We start from the raw sequence: 19,951 nt of genomic DNA on the forward strand, positions 1-19,951 counted from the left end.
GCCAAGCCTTGAGGCTGGCTTCTCGTTTCGATTGTACGAGATGAGGTGATCGCCGATGCTCTCGTTGATGGCACCGTGGATGCGCGAGCAGACAACGGCGCGAATGGATGGCCGGTGTGTGCTGACCGGAATGTCCCGGAAGCCCCGTCGGCAAAGGGTTTTGAAGCAGAACGAGGGCCGCAACCATGCCAAACGCCGGGCTAACGAGGGGTATGCTGACCGGCTTCCTGCGTTCGGTAGAACGATTCCCCGACCGCCCTGCGCTGGACGTGGAGGGCCGCGCGTTCACCTACCGCGAGCTATTCGGGGCGGGGGCGGATGTTGCTCATGGGCTGCAACAGGCCCTGAGTGCAGGCATACCGGCTCGGGTCGGCGTACTGGCGCAGCGCTCGCTGCCGATGTACCAGGGCATCCTGGGGACCCTGATGGCCGGCCATACGCTGGTCCCGCTGAATCCGGGCTTTCCCGCGGAACGCACGATCGCCATGGCCGAACAGGCCGATCTGTCGGGCTTGCTGGTGGATCTCCAGGGGCTGGAACGGCTCGATGAACTGTTGGGGGCGTTCTCCCGGCCGCTTGCCATACTGCTGCCCGATGCGGAGCGGCTGGATGAGCTGAAGACGCGTTGGCCCCGGCACGACTTCCGGGTGATCGAGGATTCCCTCCGGCCCACGGAATGGGTGCCAGCGACCATATCTCGGGATGATCTGGCCTGCCTGTTCTTCACCTCCGGCAGCACCGGCGTTCCCAAGGGCGTGGGTGTCCTGCAAAGCAATGTGACGCGTTTTGTAGAGATGTCGCAGGAACGCTACCGCGACTTCGGCATCAACGAGACGGACCGCTTCTCGCAGTTCTACGACATCACCTTCGACTCGTCGATGTTCGACCTGTACGTGTCCTGGGCGTTTGGTGCCTGCCTTTGCTGCCCCTCCGCGAAGGAATGGTTCAACCCCAACCGCTACATTGCGGACAAGGCCCTCACGGTCATCGACATCACCCCCTCGGCCGGGCACGGGATGAACCGTCGCAACGGATGGGCACCGGGACGCTTTCCGGACCTGCGCCTGTGCCGCTTTGGCGGCGAGGCCCTCTCGGCGGAACTGGCCGGGGCGATGGCCGCCGCCGCGCCCAATGCCTGGATCGACAACGCCTACGGGCCCACCGAATGCACAGTGGATGCCTGCTTTTACCGCTGGGAGCCGGAGCAATCACCGGCGGAATGCGAGCACGGAATGGTCCCGATCGGCTATCCGGGCAACCAGGTGGGGCTGCGCGTGGCGGACGAGGCCCTGCAGGAGGTACCCATCGGGGCCGAGGGCGAACTGCTGATCAGCGGCCCGCAGGTGACCCCCGGCTACTGGAAGGACCCCGAACGCACGGCGAAGGCCTTTGTGCACCTGGACGATGGGCGCGTGCACTACCGCACGGGGGACCTGGTGCGCCGGCCGCCCCCGGGCGAACCGCTCATCTTTCTCGGGCGCCTGGATCACCAGATCAAGATTGGCGGGGTGCGCATCGAACTCGGAGAAGTGGAAGCCGAACTACGCGAGGCCGCCGGCACGGACCAGGCCGTGGCCGTTGGATGGCCACGAACGGAAAGCGGCGCCTCCGGGATCGTGGCCTTCGTGGTCGCGGAAGAAGTCGACGAGGCAGCCCTGCGCGACCGGCTCCGCCAGCGCCTGCCCGCCGTGATGGTCCCGCGAACCATCCACTCGCTCGAGAACCTGCCGCTGAATGCGAACGGCAAGGTCGACCGCAAGGCGCTCGTCGCGCAGCTGGAGACGACTGAGGCATGAAGCACATCCCCTTTTCCGACTGCACAAGCACCCGGGCGAGCACATGACGGATGCACTTGCGCGGCTGCGCGCCTCCCTGCGCAAGAATGGCTGGTGGCGCACCCTGACACTCATCCCGCGGAACATCCTGTTCCATCTGACGGATTTCGACCGCAAGCACGGCACCAATACCGGCATGCAGGCCGAGGACGACGCGGGGCTGCCGCAGGAACACGAGGGGTACGAGGGCGCACCCCCGCGGCTGTTCCCTCGCATCATCCGATCCCTGGAGATCAGCGCGGACCGCTACACCTTTATCGATCTGGGCTCGGGCAAGGGCAAGGCCTTGCTGCTCGCAGCACACCATCCGTTCCGGCGGATCATCGGGGTCGAATACAACCCGCGTCTGGATGCCATCGCCGCCGAGAACGGCCGCATCTATCGACACCCCGAACGCCGCGTTCACACGATCGAAACCGTTTGCGACGATGCGGGCGCGTTCGAGCTGCCGCCGGACGACCTGCTGATCTATCTGTTCAATCCGTTCAAGGGCGCGATCATGGAGCGGGTGCTCGCGAATCTCGAGAGGTCCTTGCAGGCCAAGCCGCGGGATGTGCTGATCGTGTATCAGAACCCAACCCAGAGACGCCTGCTGGACCAGGCTTCGTTCCTGGAACGAATCGACTACCGGGAATACCGCACGAAGCGGCTCAGAAAGATGCCGATCGGGCGGGTAGCCGTATACCGCAATCGCCACTGAAGGGCTCCGAGGCGTACCTTAATCAGCGCCTCCCTTGCCCGGGAGCAGGGCCTTCAGGGTACTCGCACCCAGATATCCCCAGGTCTTCGCCCGCCCCGGCTTGCGCAGCAGGGCCTGAAGGAAGGCCCGCCGAGCAATGCGTGGATCACCTTCCCAGTAATGGTGATACCCAAAGGTAAAACAGGCCTCGCCAAGCCGCTCGCGCACCCGGGACCAGGGAGTTTCCTCGCCATTTGGGCCCACCAGGCCCCAGCGGTCCAGTGCCCGCTGGACAACCTCGACCTCGTAATTCACATCCGGATACTTGGTAATGCAGCCGCGCCCGTGCAGGCGATACAGGGCTGTCACCCGATCCAGCTGGCGGTACTCGGTCAGCCGCGAAGCCCGAATCCAGTAGTCATAGTCCTGGCCGCGCTTGAGTTCCGGATCGAATTCGCCCACCTGATCGACCAGCGTACGCCGCATCATCACGGTGATCGTATGCGGCAGTGACTCCATCAATAGCTGGTTGTACACCCAGCCCGACCCCTCCAGTACAATGCCCGGTGCTTCGGTGACCGGGACCGGAGGGTCAGCCAGTGTACGGGCCGGAGCGAACCGGCCATCCGCACCCGGCTTCCAGGAGAGGAAGTCGGTATGCACGAAACCGATCTCCGGATGCTGCTCCATGTAGAGCACCTGGGCCGTAAGCTTGCCCGGCAACCAGACGTCGTCGGAATCGATAAAGGCGATATAGTCGCCCTGCGCCTTCGCGATGCCGGCATTGCGGGCCACGGCCGCGCCCTGGTTCTGCTGGGTCAGCAGCGTCAGGCGGTCACCATACTCGCGCAGGATCTCGATCGTCCCGTCGGTCGAGCCATCATCCACCACGATCAGCTCGACGCTGGGGTAGTCCTGGTCGAGGACACTGTCCACGGACTCGGCGATGTATGCGGCCGTGTTGTAGGCCGGCATGATGACCGACACCAGCGGATTGCCGACGTCCCGCGCCGTCATGACTCTGTGCCTGCCGCCGGAAGATCACGTACCCAGTCATGGGTCCAGTTCGCCACCTGATCGCGCCACTCGCGTCGGGAGAAGGTGTGGTTGGCAGCCGGCAGTTCCTGCAGGGTTACCCGCGGCTCCTGCAGCAGCCCGCTCCATGCCGGCGCATTGGTCGCCACATCACGAAACTCGGCGGCGGTCAGGTCGTCGCCACTCAGGATCACCAGGATCGGCCCCTGAAAACGCTGCCATCCCTCGGCCATCCGGTCCGGCAACGGGGCGTCGCCGAGGTTCGTGCTTGAAGCGCCGGGGTCGCCAGCGGAAGGCCCGGATCTGGAGCTGCTCGCAGCGCCGACCATACGTCCCAGGGAGCGCAGGGACACCCAGGGGTTGAAACGCCCCTTGAAGGCACCGGCCCAGAAATCGCGACTGATCAGGCGCTGCAGGTAGTAGGTCTTCAGGTAGGCTCGAGCCAGCCCCTCGTCGGTGCGAACCCAGGGGTTGGCCAGCACCAGGCCCGCCACCCGGGCGTCGCGCCAGGCGTAGAACAGCGCCGCGGAGGCTGCACCACAAAGCCCCCAGATCACCACCTCGTGCATCCCCGACATCTCGGCCGAGAAAGTCTCCATGGCTGCCTGCAGGTCATCGTGGACCTCCTCGTAATCGCGCTGGGCACCGGAAGAGTCGCCCATGCCGCGAAAATCGAAGCGGAACACCGGGATACCCTGCGCCGCCAGATGCCGGGCCAGGAGCAGGAACTGACGGTGGCTGCCCACCCGGTACTGCGGCCCGCCCACCGCGATCAGGACACCCCGCCGGGCGTCTTCTACCCCGGGATGCAGGATCCCCAGGAGTTCGTCCTCCCCCACCCGAAAGACCACGGCGCGCTCGGTCATGCCAGGGACTCCAGGCGTTGTGTAGTCGCCTCCAGCAATTGCGGCACCTCGATGATGTCCTGGGTGGACCAGAAGGCGTCGCCGCCCACGACCGTTGCAGTCACCGCCCCCCCCTGCTCGCGCCAGCGCTCGATCAGGCGTTCGCTCGCCGGCGGTAACGCTGCGGTGTCCTGCGCGGCCACGTCGAACCACTCGATCGCATCCGCCTGCGGTTGCTGCAGACGGGCTGCCGCCAGGCGGGTGGCCAGACCGGGCGCCAGGGTGTACCCGGCGACCTCCAGCGGCTCGCCCGCACCCAGCTGGGCCCGCAACTGAGCCGTTCCTTCCTTCTGCCCGCCCATCATCCCGGCGGCCATGCGCAGACGCAGGAACTGGGTCAGGTGTTGTTCGCCGTTCGTGACGGGCGACCAGTAGATCGCGGCGGCGGCCTGTTCGGCACGTGCGGCCAGGAAATCGCCTGCCAGCAAACATCCCGCGCGCAGCCCCCAGACCACAAGCGGCGCCGGGCAGCAGGCCTCGAGGTGGTCGCTACAGCGGGCGAGGTCGTCCAGCCAGAGATCCCAGTCGGCGTCGCCGAAGTCGCCGCCACTATCGCCGCATCCGTAGAGATCCGGGATCAGCACCGCGTACCCGGCCTGCGCCATGCGGCGGGCCTGCAGGTTCACCATGCGGCGGGACTTGTTGAGTTCTTCGGCCAGGGGCGGGACAAACAGGATCGCGCCCCGAACGGACGGACCATCCGGCCGATGCAGCACATGGAACACCGGCCCGGCCTTGCCTTCCAGGAACCCGGCTTCCATGACCGAGCTAGTCCAGCTTGGCGTCGATGAAATCGGCGAGGGTGCCGACCGTCTCGAAGGTCTCGGCGCTGACGTCGTCGTCATCGATCACGATGTCGAAGTGGCTCTCGATCGCGGTGATCAGCGATACGACCGCCATGGAGTCCAGCTCGGGGACGCCGCCCAGCAGCGTGGTGTTGCGATCGAATTGCTGAGCGCGTCCATTCAGGCTGAGGGCACTGTCCAGCAGATTCCGGGTGTGATCGAGGGTCGACATATAAGGGTTCCTGAAGGCGGGTATCCGTGCCCGGCCGGGGATGCGGGTTAGCAGGCAGGTTACCGCATCTGTACAGGCTGTCCAGATCGTCGCTGACAGGCCGCGGGTCCCGCGTGATCGGCTCGTTAACCCCCTGCACCCGACAAGCCTTCGAACGCCCGACCCCGGACGTAGAATGGTGACCCATACGGCACGGATTGCCGGGCCCACGCCCGGGTGCGTACATCAACCAGCGTTTCCCTGGACCGACCAGGCAACAGGCGGACGGATGGCGGGACTTTGTGGATGGTTCGCGGTGAATGCCGCATCCCCGGGCGACGCCCTCGAGGCCCAGGGGGCGGCCCTGCCGGGGCTCGCCGGGGCGCCTGAATCCCGGTGTACGAACCGCCTGGGTGGCTGCCTGGTTCGGGGCGGCTGGACCGCACAGGAAGGGGACGTCATCGCCGCAATCGCCGGCCATCCGCAATGGCGCAAACCCTCACTGGCGGAACGCGCACGCGAGCGCGACCCCGCGCAGGCCCTGCTGGAGGCCTGGCGACAACACGGCACCGGCCTGTTCGAACAGGTAAGCGGCGACTATGCGCTGGTCATCGTGGATGCCGGCCGGGGCCGGCTGGTAGCCGGCACCGATCGCCTGGGCCAGACACCGCTCCACTATGCACGGCTGAATGGCGGCGTGGCGTTTGGCACCAGTGCCGGGTGTGTGGCTGCCCACCCGGCGGTCGCCACCGAGGTGACCCGCGAGGGCCTCTACCACTACTGCTTCTTCCACATGCTTCCGGCCCCGGTCAGCCTGTTCGCCGGGCTGGAGAAACTGCCGGCCGCCCACTGCCTGACCCACAACGGCGACCGGGCCGAAGTAACCCGCTACTGGAGCCCGCGCTTCGAGGAAGACCGCAGCGCCACGCCCGAGGCCCTGGAAAAGGCCCTGCGCGAACACGTGCAAGCGGCGGTAGACCGTCGGGCGGACACGCCACACCCCGGCGCCTTCCTGAGCGGCGGCCTGGACAGTTCGACGGTCGCCGGGATGCTCGCCGGCAAACACCCCGGGGCGGACACCTTCAGCATCGGCTTCGATGCCCCCGGTTACGACGAGATGGAGTATGCGCGCATCGCCGCACAGCACTTCGGCACCGAGGCCCACGAGTATTACGTGACGCCGGAGGACGTGGTCGAGGCCGTGCCCCGGATCGCTCGCAGCTACGACGAGCCCTTCGGCAACTCGTCGGCGCTGCCGGCCTATTTCTGCGCGCGCATGGCGGCCGACGCCGGGATCACCCGGCTACTCGCTGGTGATGGCGGTGACGAACTCTTCGCCGGCAATGCGCGCTACGCCAAGCAAGGGGTGTTCGAACACTGGGGCCGGATCCCCGCGCCGCTGCGCCACCACCTGCTCGATCCATTGTTTACCCGATTGCCGCGAGGCCTGCCGCTGGCCGGCAAGGCCCGCAGCTACGTGGAGCAGGCCCGCATCCCGCTGCCGGACCGACTGCAGACCTACAACTACCTGCACCGCCTGGCGCCGGAGGCGATGTTCGAGCCGGAGTTCCTCGCGGCGGTGGACACCGAAGCACCCTGGGAGCTCATGCGCCGGATCTACTCGGAGCCGGAACCGGCGTCATGCCTCAACCGCATGATGTACCTGGACTGGCAGCAGACCCTGGCCGACAACGACCTGCGCAAGGTCGCGGAGATGTGCCAGCTGGCCGGGGTGGACGTCGCCTTCCCGATGCTGGACGACGACCTGGTGGAGTTCTCCTGTCGCGTGCCGTCGGATCTCAAGCTGAAAAACGGCCGGCTGCGCCACTTTTACAAGGAGGCGTTCACCGGCTTTCTGCCCGACGCCATCATCGACAAGAAGAAACACGGCTTCGGCCTGCCATTCGGCGTCTGGATGCAGGAGCACGCCCCATTACAGGAACTCGCCTACGACAGCCTGCTGCGCCTCAAGGGTCGCGATTTCCTGCGCGACGACTTCATCGACGAGCTGATCCGCCTGCACCGCGAGGGGCATGCGGCCTACTACGGCGATTTCGTCTGGATCCTGATGATGCTCGACCTCTGGCTCGAATCGCACCCTGCCGCGCGCTAGCCCAGGCGCTCTTTTGGTTAACCACGAAGGGCTCGAAGACACTAAGGAAGGGCAAGGGCGATTGCTCCACGGAGGGCACAGAGGACACGGAGAAAGGCAGGTCAAGGGCGGGGAACAGGAAGGCGGGAAGCGCGCGAAGGCTCAGGATGAAATAACTCGGGATCGACTGCTTGCGGCTCTCCCGGCAGTGGCGGATGCCATACCCCCGTCATCCGGGCCGTAGCGCCCCACACCGTCGCCCCGGTCGCGCCCCACCACCATCGTCATCCCGGTCGCAGCACACCACGATCGTCACCCCGACCGAAGCGCAGCGGAGAGCCGGGATCCCCCGCATAGAAGACGCCCCGGGCGCCCGGCTCTACTCTAACGCTGGAGATCCCGAATGACCGCAACGGGCTTTCAGCAACGAGAGCCAGCCAGTCGCGGGAACCAGACGGGCTGGCTCTCGTTAATCGTATACCTCTTTCCGGTGTCCAATCCGCACAACCAGCACCACCAATGACTCGTCACGCAACTCGCAGATCACACGGTAGTCCCCAACCCGATAACGCCATAGCTCGGTAAACCGCCCCTTTAGCGGTTTCCCGAGCTCTCTCGGATCATCCAGATGGGCTACACGCTCCTCCAGGTACCGGCGTATGCGCTGGCGGGCCTTCCGGTCGAGTTTCTGCACCGCCTTTCGGGTGGAATGAGCGTACTCAATCCTCCAGGCCACGCCAGAACTCCTGGGAGCTGCTTACCTCTTCCTCGCCGCTCCGGATACGTTCCAGCGTCTGTTCGGCCAGGTAGATGTCCTCCAGGTCTTCCAGGTGCTCCTCGATGGCTTCACGGATGTAGTATGTGGTCGTGCGGCCCGTCTTTTCGGCCAGAGCTTTCAGGCGCCCATACGTCTCTTTCGGGAGCCGGACAGCCGTTTGACGGGTATCTCCTGTACGTATGGTCATGATGGAATATCCAGTGGTATGCGTGCATACCATAGTACATCAAAGCCCGGTGTGCGTGGCGACCGGTGAGCGTTTAATCCTTCTTGCAGCCTTCGCTTATCGCTTCAACCAGCACTTTGATCTGACGGCTTGCCCACGCGATGCTGGTCGCGGCTGCATGCTGCCGGCCCTCTAGATGTGTTCACCACGAAGCGCACGTAGACACGAAGAAGGGCAAGGGCGATTGCACCACGGAGGGCACAGAGGACGCGGAGAAAGGCAGGTCAAGGGCAGGCAACAGGAAGATGGAAGAGTGGGAAGGCTCTGGACGGAAAGACACTGTCATCCCGGCCGCAGCGATGCGGGGAGCCGGGATCTCCAGTCCGTGGCACCCACACCGCCCTTCGCCCCGCCCTTTTCAGGTTTTGGAATAGCATGGAACCCGTGATACCGCGTATCCATGATTGTATGCTTCAAGGATCGAGGCACTCAGGATATCTTCAACGGGCTTTCGTCGAAGGCTGCTCGCAAGGTCTGCCCACAATCTGTATGGCGGGTTGCCGCAAGAAAGCTGGAATTGGTGGATTCGGCCATGAACGTTGAGGAGCTGAGAGTCCCACCGGGTAACCGGCTGGAAGCCCTGGCGGGAGAGCGAAAAGGCCAATACAGCATTCGAATCAACGAGCAATATCGGATCTGCTTCGCCTGGACAGACTCCGGGCCCGACCAGGTCGAAATCACGGATTACCACTGAGGCACAATCATGGTCCGCATCCCTACCCACCGACAGCCGACCCACCCCGGTGAAATGCTGGCGAAAGAGTTCCTGGAGCCGATGCATATCTCCCAGCGCCAGTTGGCGGACGCGCTCCATGTTCCGTATCAGCGCATCAACGAGCTCGTGAACCAGAAGCGCGGCATTACGCCAAGCACGTCGCTGCGTCTAGCACGCTTTTTCGCCATGTCGCCCGATTTCTGGTTGAACCTTCAGGTACGCTGGGATTTATTCAAGGCCCAGCAATCGGAACAGACGGAACTGGAACAAATCCGCGAATTCAGTTCGTGGAAACAGACTGCCTGAGCCAGGTTCCCCGCAAGGGCGGGTAACAGGAAGACGAGAAGAACGGGAAGGGTCTGGATCAAAAGATACTGCCATCCCGGCCGCAGCGAAGCGAAGAACCGGGATCTCCCGCACAGAGGCCGCCCCAGGCGCCCGGCTCAGCCCCGACGCCGGAGATCCCGGATAACCGCTGCGCGGTTTCCGGGATGACAGATGGGTGCATTGAGCGCGGACTCAGATCCTTGTGGGCTTCGGTGGCCGCCTGCATCCACCGCGCTGGGGTTACCCCGATCACCCGGCATGCCCCGGTAACACCCTCACAAATCTTCCCTTCTTCCCACGCTTCCTGTGAACGAGCCCTTCTTCGTGCCTTCGTGTACTTCGTGGTGAATCCAATCTTTCACCTCTGTGCGCTCCGCGCCCTCTGTGGTGAAACAAGCCACGTCGGCACGGGGACCGACATCACCCGGAGCAATCAATCGGGGGCGGGGGCGCGGCACACGACGTGGCGGTGCTTGCCGTTGGGCTCCGGCGGGATGGCATCCACGACGTGGACCTCCACGTGGATCGTCTGGCCCAGTGCGGCGACGATCGCGTGGCGCAGTCGCTCCTCCGCCTCGGTCGGCAATGGGGCGACCAGGTTCAGCAGAACCTCGACGCGATTTCGGTCGTGCTGAATGATCTTGTAGGCGCGCAGCCCGGGCAGGTCGCGCATCAGGTAGTTGAAACGGCTGCCGTGGACCCACGAGCCATCCGCCGCGATCAAGCCGTCGTTGGCGCGGCCGTCGATATCGCGCAGCAGCGGCAGGCCACGTCCGCAGGGGCAGGGCCGCAGGTCCAGCGCACCCCGGTCCCCGGTGCGATAGCGGATGAACGGGAACTCCGGCCCCGTCAGGTTGGTGACGACAATGTTCCCGGTCTCGCCGGCTGACACCGGTCGATTCTCGTCGTCCAGGATTTCGACGATCAGGGCCTCGGCCGTGATGTGCATGCCGCCCGCCGGACACTCGCGGGCGATGAATCCCGCGTCGCGCGCGCCGTATTCGTTCGCGACCCCGCAGCCCATCACCTCGCCGATCACCTCGCGCCATTCCGGTCGCAACACCTCCGAGGTCGTGAACGCGACACGGATCCCGAGATCGTCCAGTCGTTGCCCCTGCTCGCGCGCCCGCCAGGCCACTCGGGACAGCGCCGACGGATAGCCGAACAGCATGCGCGGGCGGCGCTGGCGTATTTGCTCGATGATCCGGTCGAGCCGGTCCGGATTCAGGTCTCGCGCAGGGACCAGGTACGAACGGAACAGGCGATCGCGCCAGGCCCGTACGCGATTCTGGGCCTCGTTCTCGACGGCGGATCCCCACAGCACCAGTTCGCGGTCGCCCACATCCAGGCCCCACCAGCGCGTCGCCCGCCAGCGCGCGGCGATGTCCGTCCCGATGCGATCGGGGCCCAGCCAGAAGCTCAGCGGCTCGCCGGATGAACCGCTGGTGTGCTGCGATTCAAGGTGCCTCGCACCCTCCGCGCGCCACGCCGAACCCTGCTCGCGGATCAGTGCCTTGTCGGTGACCGGGAGGCGCTGGAGATCCGCGATGCCGGAGAAGTCCGAAGGGAATAAACCCCGTTGCGCAAACAGCCCCCGGTAGAACGGCACCTGCCGCGCGACATTTTCCAGAAGCACCTGCAAACGCTGCGCCTGCAGGCCCCGCAGGGCCTCCGGGCTCCACCACTGGCTGGCCTCCAGGGCCCGCAAGTGGCGCACGGTCGGATGGCCCTTGAGCCGCTCCTGCAGGGGGAACAGGCCATGCGCTACCCATTGCGTATACAGCCCCATGTATCCGCCGATCAGTCGGACCGGGCGGCCCCGTGGGCCGTCGCGGCATCCGCGTCCGCGATCTGTTCGAAGGCCGCGACCAGCTCAGGGATCCGTGTCTCCCAGGCATTCGCCCGCGCATGCGCCAGGATGGCCTCGCGATCCCAGTCGCGTTCAAGCGCATCCTTGAGGGCATCGCGCAGTGCGTCATGGTCGCCGTAGGGGACCACGATGCCGACCCGATCGGAGTTCACCACCTCCGCATTCCCCCCGACACGGGTCGTCACGATGGGCAGCCCGCAGGCGGAAGCCTCCAGGAAGACATTGGCCCAGCCCTCGAACCGGGTGGCCAGGACGAACACATCGCCCGACGAATAGACGAAGCGCAGATCATCGGGCGCCACCTGTCCCAGGAACCACACCCTCTCCTCCAGACCCAGCGCCCGCACCTGCTCGCGCAACTCCGCCTCGTTGTTGCCCTCGGGCGTCGCACCGCCGGCAATCACCAGATGCAGGTCGGGCTCCGTTTGCAGTAATTCGGGCAGGGTCGCGATCACCCGGTGAAAACCCTTGCGCTCCGTCAGTCCGCCCACCGACACCAGGAAACGGCCTTCCTGCGGCAGCCCCAGACGCCGCCGGGCCACAGCCCGGTCCTCGGGGTGGAAACGCGCCAGGTCCGCGCCGTTGCCGACCACCTGGACATGCCCCGGGGCCTGCCCCCAGGCAATGGCATCCTGGCGCAGCGAGTCCGCCACCGAGAACACTCGGGCGGCCGCGCTCATCGCCCGGGAGATCTGGCGCCGATGCAGGGCGCTGCCGGCGAAACGGGTCAGGCTGCCGCGCAGGGTGATGGTGTAGGGGCAGCGCAGCCAGCGCGCCAGCCAGCGGGCGGCCACGCCGTCGGGATACACAAAGTGCGCGTCGATTACGTCGAATCCGAAGTCACGCCGCAACCGCCGCATCAACCGGAAACTGCCCAGCGCCAGGAAGAGCCCGTCGGTCCACTTGAGCACGCCGGGGAAACAAAAAAACCGGGGGTGGTAGACCGCAATGCCGTCCTGCTCCTCGTAGCGCGGCAGCGGGGGGCGCGAATGCGGCCTGAGACGCCCGAGCAATCCCTGGAACGGAAACCACGGGGCCGGTGCCACGACGACCAGATCCAGGTGTCCGGCCACCCGCCGCATGCGTTCGCGCACGAACAGGCCGAGGTTCGGCTGCGCGGCGTTCGGATAGACACGGGTGAAGACCACGAGCCGTGGACGTCGGCCCGGATGACGCCAATCACCGGGCATGGGCGGGCTCCACGACACCCCGCAGACGTTCGTAGATCGCCTGGTAGCGGGCCACACTCCTCGCCCAGGTGCGTTCCTGCTCGACAAAGCGGCGCCCCGCGGCTCGCACCGCATCCCATTCGGGCTCGCGGGCCAGGGTGTCCAGTACGGTGTTCGCCAGTGCCTCGGAATCGTCGGCCGGAAACAGCCAGCCGGTCTCGCCGTTCCGGATCAGTTCCTGGTGGCCGCCCACGTCCGAGGCCACCAGCAGTCGCCCCTGGGCCATCGCCTCCAGCGGCTTGAGCGGGGTGACCAGTTCGGTCAGCCGCATCGAGTGCCGGGGGTACACGAGCAGGTCGACCAGGTCGTAGTAGCGCTGTACCTGGTCATGCGGCACCCGGCCCGCAAAGACAACCTGATCTGCGATGCCCAGGCGCCGGGCCTGCTCCTGCAGGTGTTCCGCCTGCGGGCCGCCGCCCACCAGCAGGATGCGTACATCGGGCGCCTGCTCACGGATGCGCGGATACGCCTCCAGCAGCAGGTCCAGCCCCTCGTAGGCATAGAACGAGCCGATAAAGCCCAGCACCCGGGCATTGGCCAGCCCCAGTTGCGCCTTCAACTCCGCGTCCGGGGCCCCGCCCAGACGGAAGGCCTCGGCATCCACGGCATTCGGGATCACGGTCACCCGGTCCTGCGGGATACCCCGGGCGACGATGTCCTGGCGCAGGCCTTCACAGATGGTGGTCACGTGATCCGCCCGGCGGAACACGTGCGTCTCGAAGCCGCGCGTCATGCGGTAGCGCAGGCCGTGTTCGCGGCTGGTCCCGTGATCGACCGCGGCATCCTCCCAGAAGGCCCGGACCTCATAGACGACGGGGATGCCGAGACGCCGGCCAACCCGCAGCGCCGGCAGCGCGTTGAGGACCGGGGAATGGGCATGAAGCACATCCGGCTGCACCTGCCGCGCCACGGCCTCGAGGCGCCGGGTCAGGGCGCGCATCAACCCCCACTCGCCAAGCCCGGGGAGCTTTCCGGGGCGGTAGCGCGTGCGGTAGAAGTGCAGGCCATCGACATCCTCCTCGTCCGCGTCCACCGCACCCTGCTTGGGGCTGGTCAGGTGAAACGTCTCCCAGCCGAGCCGGTGCTGCTCGCGCAGGATGGCGGCTGTGCGAAAGGTATACCCGCTGTGCAGCGGTATGGAATGATCGAGCACGTGCAGGATCTTCATCGTCACCCCCGCATCAGACCGTCGACCGGGCCAGGAAGCCCTCAAACATCAACAGCGACCACAGGGCCGGGCTGTGGTCGCGGGCGCCACTGGTGTGCTGGTCCACCAGGGTCTTGAGGTAGTCCATGTCGAAGACGCCGGAGTCAGCGATGCGCGGCCCCAGCACCTGCGCCTGCATGCGTTCGCGCAATGGGCCACGGAACCACTCAGTCACCGGCACGGCAAACCCCTTCTTGCGACGATAGAGGATCTCCTCCGGCAGGTAGGGCTCCATGGCCTTCTTGAACACGAACTTGCCCTCGGGCCCGCGCAGCTTGAGTTCCGGCGGCAGCCCCGAGATCCACTCGACCAGCTGGTGGTCGAGGATCGGGACGCGCACCTCCAGCGCATGCGCCATGCTCGCGCGGTCGACCTTGGTCAGGATGTCGCCCGGCAGGTAGGTCTTCATGTCCAGATACTGCACCAGCGACAGCGGGTGCTCGGTGGGAGCACGCGCCGCGTGCCGGCGCAGGACTTCCACCGCCCCGTAGCCCTGGAGCGAACGCCGGAATGCCGGCGAAAACAGGTGCGCGCGCAGGTCGTCGCGCAGGATGGATACGCCCTGGAAATAGCCCTCCACCGAGTCCCGTGCCAGCGCCTGGAAGGTCGCCTTGGCGCGCAGCGGGCGCGGGGCCCAGTCGGCCTTCGGATAGAGTTTCGCAAGGGTGCCGAACAGCGGTCGCCGCAGCCCGAGGGGCAGGGGCGACCGCAGGCGTTCCTCGGCCAGGTGGTGGCGGTAGCGGCGGTACCCGGCGAGGTTCTCGTCGCCGCCGTCCCCGGAAAGCGCCACCACCACCTGCTGGCGCGCCTGTTCGCAGACGCGATAGGTCGGCAGCGCGGAACTGTCGGCAAACGGTTCGTCGTACAGCCCGCTCAGCCGATCCAGTAGCGCGAAGTCGTCGGGATCGACTTCCTGCGTGTGGTGATCGGTGTGGTAACGCTCGGCGACCATCCGCGCGTAGCGGGATTCGTCGTAGGCCGAATCGGCGAAGCCGATGGAACTGGTCCGGACCGGATCATCGGACAGCCCCGCCATCATCGCGACCACCGCACTGGAGTCCACCCCGCCGGAGAGGAATGCGCCCAGCGGGACATCGGCCACCATGCGGATGTCCACCGCCTCGCGCAGGCGGGCGGTGAGTTCCTCGGCGGCGGCGTCGGCATCCGCCACCCCGCTGTCCGCGAAGGGCACATCCCAGTATTCGCGCGGCTCGGTCAGGTTGCCCTGGCCACGGCGCAGGGTCAGCGTGTGGCCCGGCGGCAGCTTGTGCACGCCGCGGAAGATGCTGCGCGGCTCCGGCACGTAGCCAAAGGCGAAATAGTCCTCCACCGCATGCGGATCCATCTCTCGCGGCATCCCTGGGTGCGCCATCAACGCCTTGAGCTCCGAGCCAAAGATCAGGTGCCCGTCTGCCAGCGCACTGTAGTACAGGGGCTTGATCCCCAGCCGGTCACGGGCCAGGAACAGGGTGTCGCGATTGCGATCCCAGACGGCGAAGGCAAACATGCCGCGAAAGCGCTGCACGCAGGCCTCGCCCCACTCTTCCCAGGCGTGCACGATCACCTCGGTATCACAGTGGGAGCGGAACTGGTGCCCCGCCTGCTGCAGCTCGGCGGTCAACTCGGGGAAGTTGTAGATCTCGCCGTTGTAGGTGACGACGACGGTCTCGTCCTCGTTGAACAGCGGCTGCTGCCCGCTGGCCAGGTCGATGATCGACAGGCGCCGATGCGCCAGCCCCACACCCGGCTCCAGATGCACGCCGCCCTCGTCCGGACCCCGGTGAAACTGGGTCTCGTTCATCGCCTCCAGCAGGGACCGGTTTACCGGTCGCCGGTCGCGCAGATCGAAGATGCCGGTGATGCCGCACATGTAGGGATCCTGATTGCTTCCTTGCCTGGGCTTCGATCGGATTCGGGCGAACTACGGCCCGGTCGACGCTGGGCGGCGCCGGCGGGCGGGCACCGGTTCGGGCCGGGACCCCTCACTCCATCACGGAAAATCCAGAATAAACGACAACCCCGCCACCGAGCGCCCGCGATTCGCGCCGTGGGGCCGCTGGCGTTAGCGCCACAACTAACGCCGGGCCAGTACCCGGTCGTATACCGCCATGTAGCCCGTGACCATCGCCTCCATGCTGAAGGCCGCCTCGGCCCGGGCACGGGCGGCCTGCCCCTCGCGCGCGGTGCGCGAGGCATCGCCGGGGTAGGCCATCAGCGCGCGGGCCATCGCGTCGGGGTCCCCGGCCGGCACCAGCGCCCCGGTCTCGCCGGGCTGCACCAGATCGGGGTTGCCCCCGACATCCGTCGCGACCACCGGCAGGCCGGTCGCCATTGCCTCGAGGATGGTGTTGCAGATGCCCTCGGCCAGCGACGGCAGCACGAAGAGGTCCAGTGTCCGCAGACAGTCGGGGATATCCTCGCGGGCGCCGGGGATCCACACCTGTTCGGCCACCCCGGCCTGCTCGAGGAACTCGTGGACCTCCGCGCGTAGCGGACCGTCCCCGATCATCACCAGGCGCAGGCGCGGGAACACCTCCGGTATGCGCTCGCGCAACGCGACAAAGGCGCGCGCCAGATCCAGCGGCGCCTTGACGGCCTGCATGCGCATGACCGAACCGATCACGAATGTGCCGGGGCTGCGGAAACCGTCCGGGGCCGGGGAAACGAACCCACCAGACGCAGGCGCGAAACGGTCGATATCCACGCCGTTGAAGATATGCGACAGCCGCGACGGGGACACGCCGATCGCGTCCCGAAGGTATCCCTTCTGATGCTGCGACAGCGCAATGTAGTGACCGACCAGCGGCCGCACCAGGCGGCGCAGGCGGCGGTTGCGGTCGCGCGTGCCATCGAGGTCCCCGACATCCCAGCCATGCTCGCCATGCACCCGCGCGCGCACGCCGGCGAGCGCGGCCGTCACCTGCGCCTCCAGGGTGCCGAAGTTCCGGGTATGGACAACGTCCGGTCGCAGGGCACGCAGCACCTGCCACAGTCGGACATGAACCCGCGGGTCCTTGCCTTCGCGCTTGTGCAGGGCGTGCAGGCTGACATCTTCCCGCTGGAGGCGCAGGCGGAAGTCGGTGTAGTCCGTCATGCAAATGATGGCGTGGCGGAAGCGATCGGCCGGCATGTGATTGATCAGGTTGACCAGCCCGTTCTCCATCCCGCCAATGTCCAGGCGGTGGATCACGTGCGCGACGCAGGGCCGGGGATCCCCCTCCCGGACCGCTTTGGCAACGGGTCCCGTCACTGTCGCGTGACGGTGGCAAGCCGTTCGAGGATGCCCGGGAGGGCGTCGGCTGCATAGGCCTGAAGGGCCGCCTCCACCTCGTCAGGCTCAAGGTCATAGGGCGCGTAGAACACCACCAGCGCGGCGTCGTCCCGACCGCCCACCAGCCGGTTCAGCGCCTCCCGAGCCTTGACCGTGTGCGGCAGCGTCGTCAGCTGGCCACCCGCCCAGTACCAGCGCCAGACGAGAAGCTGCTGCCCCGGGCCATTGAGCAGGAAACGGTCCGGATCGGGATAGCCGTCGACCGCGGTCCGCCCGCGATGCGATTGCGACCAGACCCCCGCGCGATGACGCCCGGCCAGGGTGTTGCTCCAGCCCGCCATGGTCCCGTACTGGTGCTGCTTGCGGTAAAACAATACGTGCATGCCCACCGGCGGCCCGCCTTCTTCCGCGACGACCAGACCGCCGCGGCCGTCCCGGGCGCCCCGGTAGCCCGGCTCCCACGCGTTGGACTGCTCCTCCAGCGCCCGCCAGCCGGGGGGCGTCAGCGGCCCGACACCCAGCCCCGCCACCGGACCCAGATCCCGCTGGTTCATCCACTCCGCATACAGCGGCGCCGCGCTGGCCAGCACCACCGCCAGCACGGCCGCCACGGCGAACGGCCCGGCATGCGGGGCACGTCCCGGCGCCACGCTGCGCACCGGCGCGCCGGGCGCATCCATGTCCTCGCGCCAGAAGGCCCCGATCCCGAACATCAGCGCGATTACCACGCCGAAGAAGATCCAGCCATAGATCAGGTGATCGACCCCGGCCGCATACTCCATGTCGCTCAGATGCCCGATCATCACGATCATGTAGGCCCGCAGCCCGTTGGCCACGATCGGGACCACGATGGAAACGCCCACAAACACGAGCCTGCGCCAGGTACTGCGGTACATGAGATAGGCATACAGCGTCCCGAGTGCGACCGACGCAATCAGATAGCGCACACCGCTGCAGGCCTCGATGACCGACCAGCGACTGGTGGGCAAATCGAAATACAGCCCGTCGCGATAGACCGGGATCCCGGTCAGCTGCACGGCGGTCACCGTGAAGTCCGCGGTGAGATCCATCATCGGCGGGACCAGGAATTCGCCAAACGGAACCGCGAACAGCAAATACGCCAGGGGGAACTGCAAGCGCCAGGTAATCGCATTGCCCAGCACCAGCCAGAACAGAGCGGGGATCATCAGCACGGCCGCGAACTGGCGCACTGACACGACATCCACCAGCTCTCCTGCCACCCAGACCAGGGAAAAGCCCGCCAGGGGTACCAGCGCCCACCACGATGGCTGCGGCTCCAGGGCCAGCACCTCCTGACGCTTCAGGAACAGCAGGAACAGGACGATCGGGACGATCAGGAAGCCATGGGCAAAGGTATCCGAGCGGTTCCAGACATCCACGATGGAGGCAAATGTCGGGTAGAACATCCACCCCAGAACGGCCAGTCCCAGCACCAGTACCGGGCCGGCCAGCCACCAGGACGAACCGCTTGCACGCGTCCGGATATCGAGTGCGTCAGCGGCCATGCGCGGCCTCCACGGTCGGTTCGGCTCCAGGCGCAGGGCCCGGGCGACGGCGAAGGATCTCGCCCAGGTACGAGAGGTTGCGCGCCCAGTCGTAATCCGCCAGCACCCGGGCCCGCGCCGCGTGCCCGAGCGCCGGATCCGGCGCGCGCAGGTACCCGGATACGGCTTCCAGGAACGCGCGGGGCTCGGCCTCGGCCTGGATGACCTCGCTCCCGATTCGCGCCGTAAGCCCCTCCAGGGCCTGCGGGCTGGCCACGACCGGGCGCCCCAGGGCCATCGCCTCCAGCACCTTGTTCTGCACCCCGCGGGCAATGCGCAACGGCGCGACCGCAACCGTCGCGTGCGCGATCCACGGGCGCACGTCGTCCACGAACCCGGTTACCGTCACACCGGGCCGGGCCGCCAGGGCCGCTACCTCGGGGGCGGGTCGGCTGCCGACGATGCAGAACTCCACATCCGGGTGTTCGGCGCGCAACGCGGGCAGGACGTGGTCGGCGAACCAGACCACCGCGTCGACATTGGGCCAGTAATCCATCGCGCCGGAGAAGACGATGGCGCGCACCCCGTCGGGATAGGGATCCAGACCCGCAACCGCGTCGGGCGAGAAACGGCCGGCATCCACGCCGTTGTTCAGCGCGTGCACCCGGCCGGCGACCTCCGGTGCCCGCTCACGAAAGGCCTCCGCCTCGGCCGGCGAGACGAACAGGCTCGCGTTGCTGGCCTGCGCCACTTGCCGCTCGTAGGCCAGCAGCCGACGCCCTTCCCGCCGATACACCGCGCTCATGGGCCAGCGCCGGGTGGGGGCGTACTGGGTCCACTTGTCCGAATCCACGTCCACGAAATCGACCACTCGGGTCCGCCCACTGCCCTCCGGCAGGTACTGGGCCATCGCCGAAGAGAAGGCCACCGCATGGGCCACTGGCTGGCGGATCAGCGTCGCACGAACCCAGCGCGCCAGCTCCCTGTCGCGATACCACGGCACGGTCAGCGGCTCGCCGGTGAAGAAGCCGGTCAGCGCGCGCAACTGCGCACGCCGACGCGGGAGCGGTCGGGCGCAGACGCTGGTACACAGCTTCTTGAGCTCCGGCAGGTAGACGGCATCCGCCGGGTCGTCAATGAAGGTACCCAGGTGTACGCGGTAGTGCCGCGCCAGATAGCGCAGGATGTGGTGCGAGCGAATCTTGTCGCCCTTGTTCGGCGGCCACGGAATCCGATGCACCAAATACAAAAGATCATCCATCAGGCATCTGCCAACTGCAG

The 19,951-nt window shown here is 66.7% G+C and carries 18 protein-coding genes; 5 read left to right on the forward strand and 13 right to left on the reverse strand.

Annotated elements, in window-relative coordinates; translation table 11 throughout:
* Positions 1–185: 185 nt before the first annotated feature.
* Positions 186–1,796 carry an amino acid adenylation domain-containing protein gene (locus tag D579_RS0107070; protein WP_026289464.1) on the forward strand — a complete coding sequence of 537 codons (1,611 nt, stop codon included), beginning with the start codon at positions 186–188 and terminating at the stop codon, positions 1,794–1,796.
* A gap of 43 nt (positions 1,797–1,839) precedes the next feature.
* Positions 1,840–2,535, forward strand: a complete 696-nt coding sequence (locus tag D579_RS0107075; RefSeq protein ID WP_018951549.1) for a class I SAM-dependent methyltransferase — start codon at positions 1,840–1,842, stop codon at positions 2,533–2,535.
* Between the two features lie 18 nt (positions 2,536–2,553).
* On the opposite strand, the gene D579_RS0107080 is transcribed toward D579_RS0107075, so the two are convergent.
* From D579_RS0107080 to D579_RS0107095, 4 genes are read right to left on the reverse strand one after another with little or no spacing between them, the layout of a single operon-like run.
* On the reverse strand, positions 2,554–3,531 hold the full coding sequence (locus tag D579_RS0107080) for a glycosyltransferase (protein ID WP_018951550.1): 978 nt from the start codon (positions 3,529–3,531) through the stop codon (positions 2,554–2,556).
* A complete protein-coding gene (locus D579_RS0107085) occupies positions 3,528–4,415 on the reverse strand; it encodes a hydrolase 1, exosortase A system-associated (protein ID WP_018951551.1) in 888 nt (295 codons plus the stop codon). The genes D579_RS0107080 and D579_RS0107085 overlap by 4 nt, the downstream gene beginning before the upstream one ends.
* A complete protein-coding gene (locus D579_RS0107090; protein ID WP_018951552.1) occupies positions 4,412–5,215 on the reverse strand; it encodes a hydrolase 2, exosortase A system-associated in 804 nt (267 codons plus the stop codon). Before D579_RS0107090 ends, D579_RS0107085 begins: the two co-directional genes overlap by 4 nt.
* A 7-nt stretch (positions 5,216–5,222) precedes the next feature.
* Complete coding sequence (locus tag D579_RS0107095) at positions 5,223–5,471, reverse strand: phosphopantetheine-binding protein (RefSeq protein WP_017941958.1); 249 nt, start codon at positions 5,469–5,471, stop codon at positions 5,223–5,225.
* A 268-nt stretch (positions 5,472–5,739) separates the two neighbouring features.
* On the opposite strand from D579_RS0107095, the gene D579_RS0107100 reads away from it, so the two are divergent.
* Entirely contained in the window at positions 5,740–7,563 is a 1,824-nt protein-coding gene (locus D579_RS0107100) for an asparagine synthetase B (protein WP_038050269.1), read from the forward strand.
* A 448-nt stretch (positions 7,564–8,011) separates the two neighbouring features.
* Here the strand turns inward: D579_RS0107100 and D579_RS0107105 are convergent, their stop codons facing one another.
* A complete protein-coding gene (locus tag D579_RS0107105) occupies positions 8,012–8,278 on the reverse strand; it encodes a type II toxin-antitoxin system RelE/ParE family toxin (RefSeq protein WP_018951554.1) in 267 nt (88 codons plus the stop codon).
* Positions 8,262–8,507 (reverse strand): DUF6290 family protein, encoded by a 246-nt coding sequence (locus tag D579_RS0107110; RefSeq protein ID WP_018866620.1) that lies wholly within the window; start codon positions 8,505–8,507, stop codon positions 8,262–8,264. The genes D579_RS0107105 and D579_RS0107110 overlap by 17 nt, the downstream gene beginning before the upstream one ends.
* 439 nt (positions 8,508–8,946) lie before the next feature.
* Between D579_RS0107110 and D579_RS0107115 the strand changes: the two genes are divergently transcribed.
* Both D579_RS0107115 and D579_RS0107120 read left to right on the forward strand, forming a co-directional pair.
* The gene (locus D579_RS0107115; RefSeq protein WP_018951555.1) at positions 8,947–9,240 is read left to right on the forward strand and encodes a type II toxin-antitoxin system RelE/ParE family toxin; all 294 of its coding nucleotides are present in this window, start codon (positions 8,947–8,949) and stop codon (positions 9,238–9,240) included.
* A gap of 9 nt (positions 9,241–9,249) precedes the next feature.
* Complete coding sequence (locus D579_RS0107120) at positions 9,250–9,567, forward strand: HigA family addiction module antitoxin (protein WP_018951556.1); 318 nt, start codon at positions 9,250–9,252, stop codon at positions 9,565–9,567.
* A gap of 454 nt (positions 9,568–10,021) precedes the next feature.
* Here D579_RS0107120 and D579_RS0107125 read toward each other — a convergent pair whose 3' ends face one another.
* From D579_RS0107125 to D579_RS0107155, 7 genes are all read right to left on the reverse strand, one after another.
* The gene (locus D579_RS0107125) at positions 10,022–11,377 is read right to left on the reverse strand and encodes a phenylacetate--CoA ligase family protein (protein WP_018951557.1); all 1,356 of its coding nucleotides are present in this window, start codon (positions 11,375–11,377) and stop codon (positions 10,022–10,024) included.
* Positions 11,378–11,388: 11 nt separating this feature from the next.
* Entirely contained in the window at positions 11,389–12,648 is a 1,260-nt protein-coding gene (locus D579_RS0107130) for a glycosyltransferase (RefSeq protein ID WP_018951558.1), read from the reverse strand.
* Entirely contained in the window at positions 12,638–13,855 is a 1,218-nt protein-coding gene (locus D579_RS0107135) for a TIGR04063 family PEP-CTERM/XrtA system glycosyltransferase (RefSeq protein WP_018951559.1), read from the reverse strand. The genes D579_RS0107130 and D579_RS0107135 overlap by 11 nt, the downstream gene beginning before the upstream one ends.
* A gap of 13 nt (positions 13,856–13,868) precedes the next feature.
* Positions 13,869–15,764 carry an XrtA/PEP-CTERM system amidotransferase gene (locus D579_RS0107140; RefSeq protein WP_018951560.1) on the reverse strand — a complete coding sequence of 632 codons (1,896 nt, stop codon included), beginning with the start codon at positions 15,762–15,764 and terminating at the stop codon, positions 13,869–13,871.
* Positions 15,765–15,968: 204 nt separating this feature from the next.
* Complete coding sequence (locus tag D579_RS0107145) at positions 15,969–17,144, reverse strand: TIGR03088 family PEP-CTERM/XrtA system glycosyltransferase (RefSeq protein ID WP_081621700.1); 1,176 nt, start codon at positions 17,142–17,144, stop codon at positions 15,969–15,971.
* Complete coding sequence (xrtA, locus tag D579_RS0107150) at positions 17,141–18,691, reverse strand: exosortase A (RefSeq protein WP_018951562.1); 1,551 nt, start codon at positions 18,689–18,691, stop codon at positions 17,141–17,143. The genes D579_RS0107145 and xrtA overlap by 4 nt, the downstream gene beginning before the upstream one ends.
* A complete protein-coding gene (locus D579_RS0107155; RefSeq protein WP_026289465.1) occupies positions 18,681–19,931 on the reverse strand; it encodes a TIGR03087 family PEP-CTERM/XrtA system glycosyltransferase in 1,251 nt (416 codons plus the stop codon). Before D579_RS0107155 ends, xrtA begins: the two co-directional genes overlap by 11 nt.
* Between the last annotated feature and the right edge of the window lie 20 nt (positions 19,932–19,951).

The sequence above is a fragment of the Thioalkalivibrio sp. AKL12 genome (genome assembly GCF_000377925.1).
GTDB classification, from domain to species: domain Bacteria; phylum Pseudomonadota; class Gammaproteobacteria; order Ectothiorhodospirales; family Ectothiorhodospiraceae; genus Thioalkalivibrio; species Thioalkalivibrio versutus.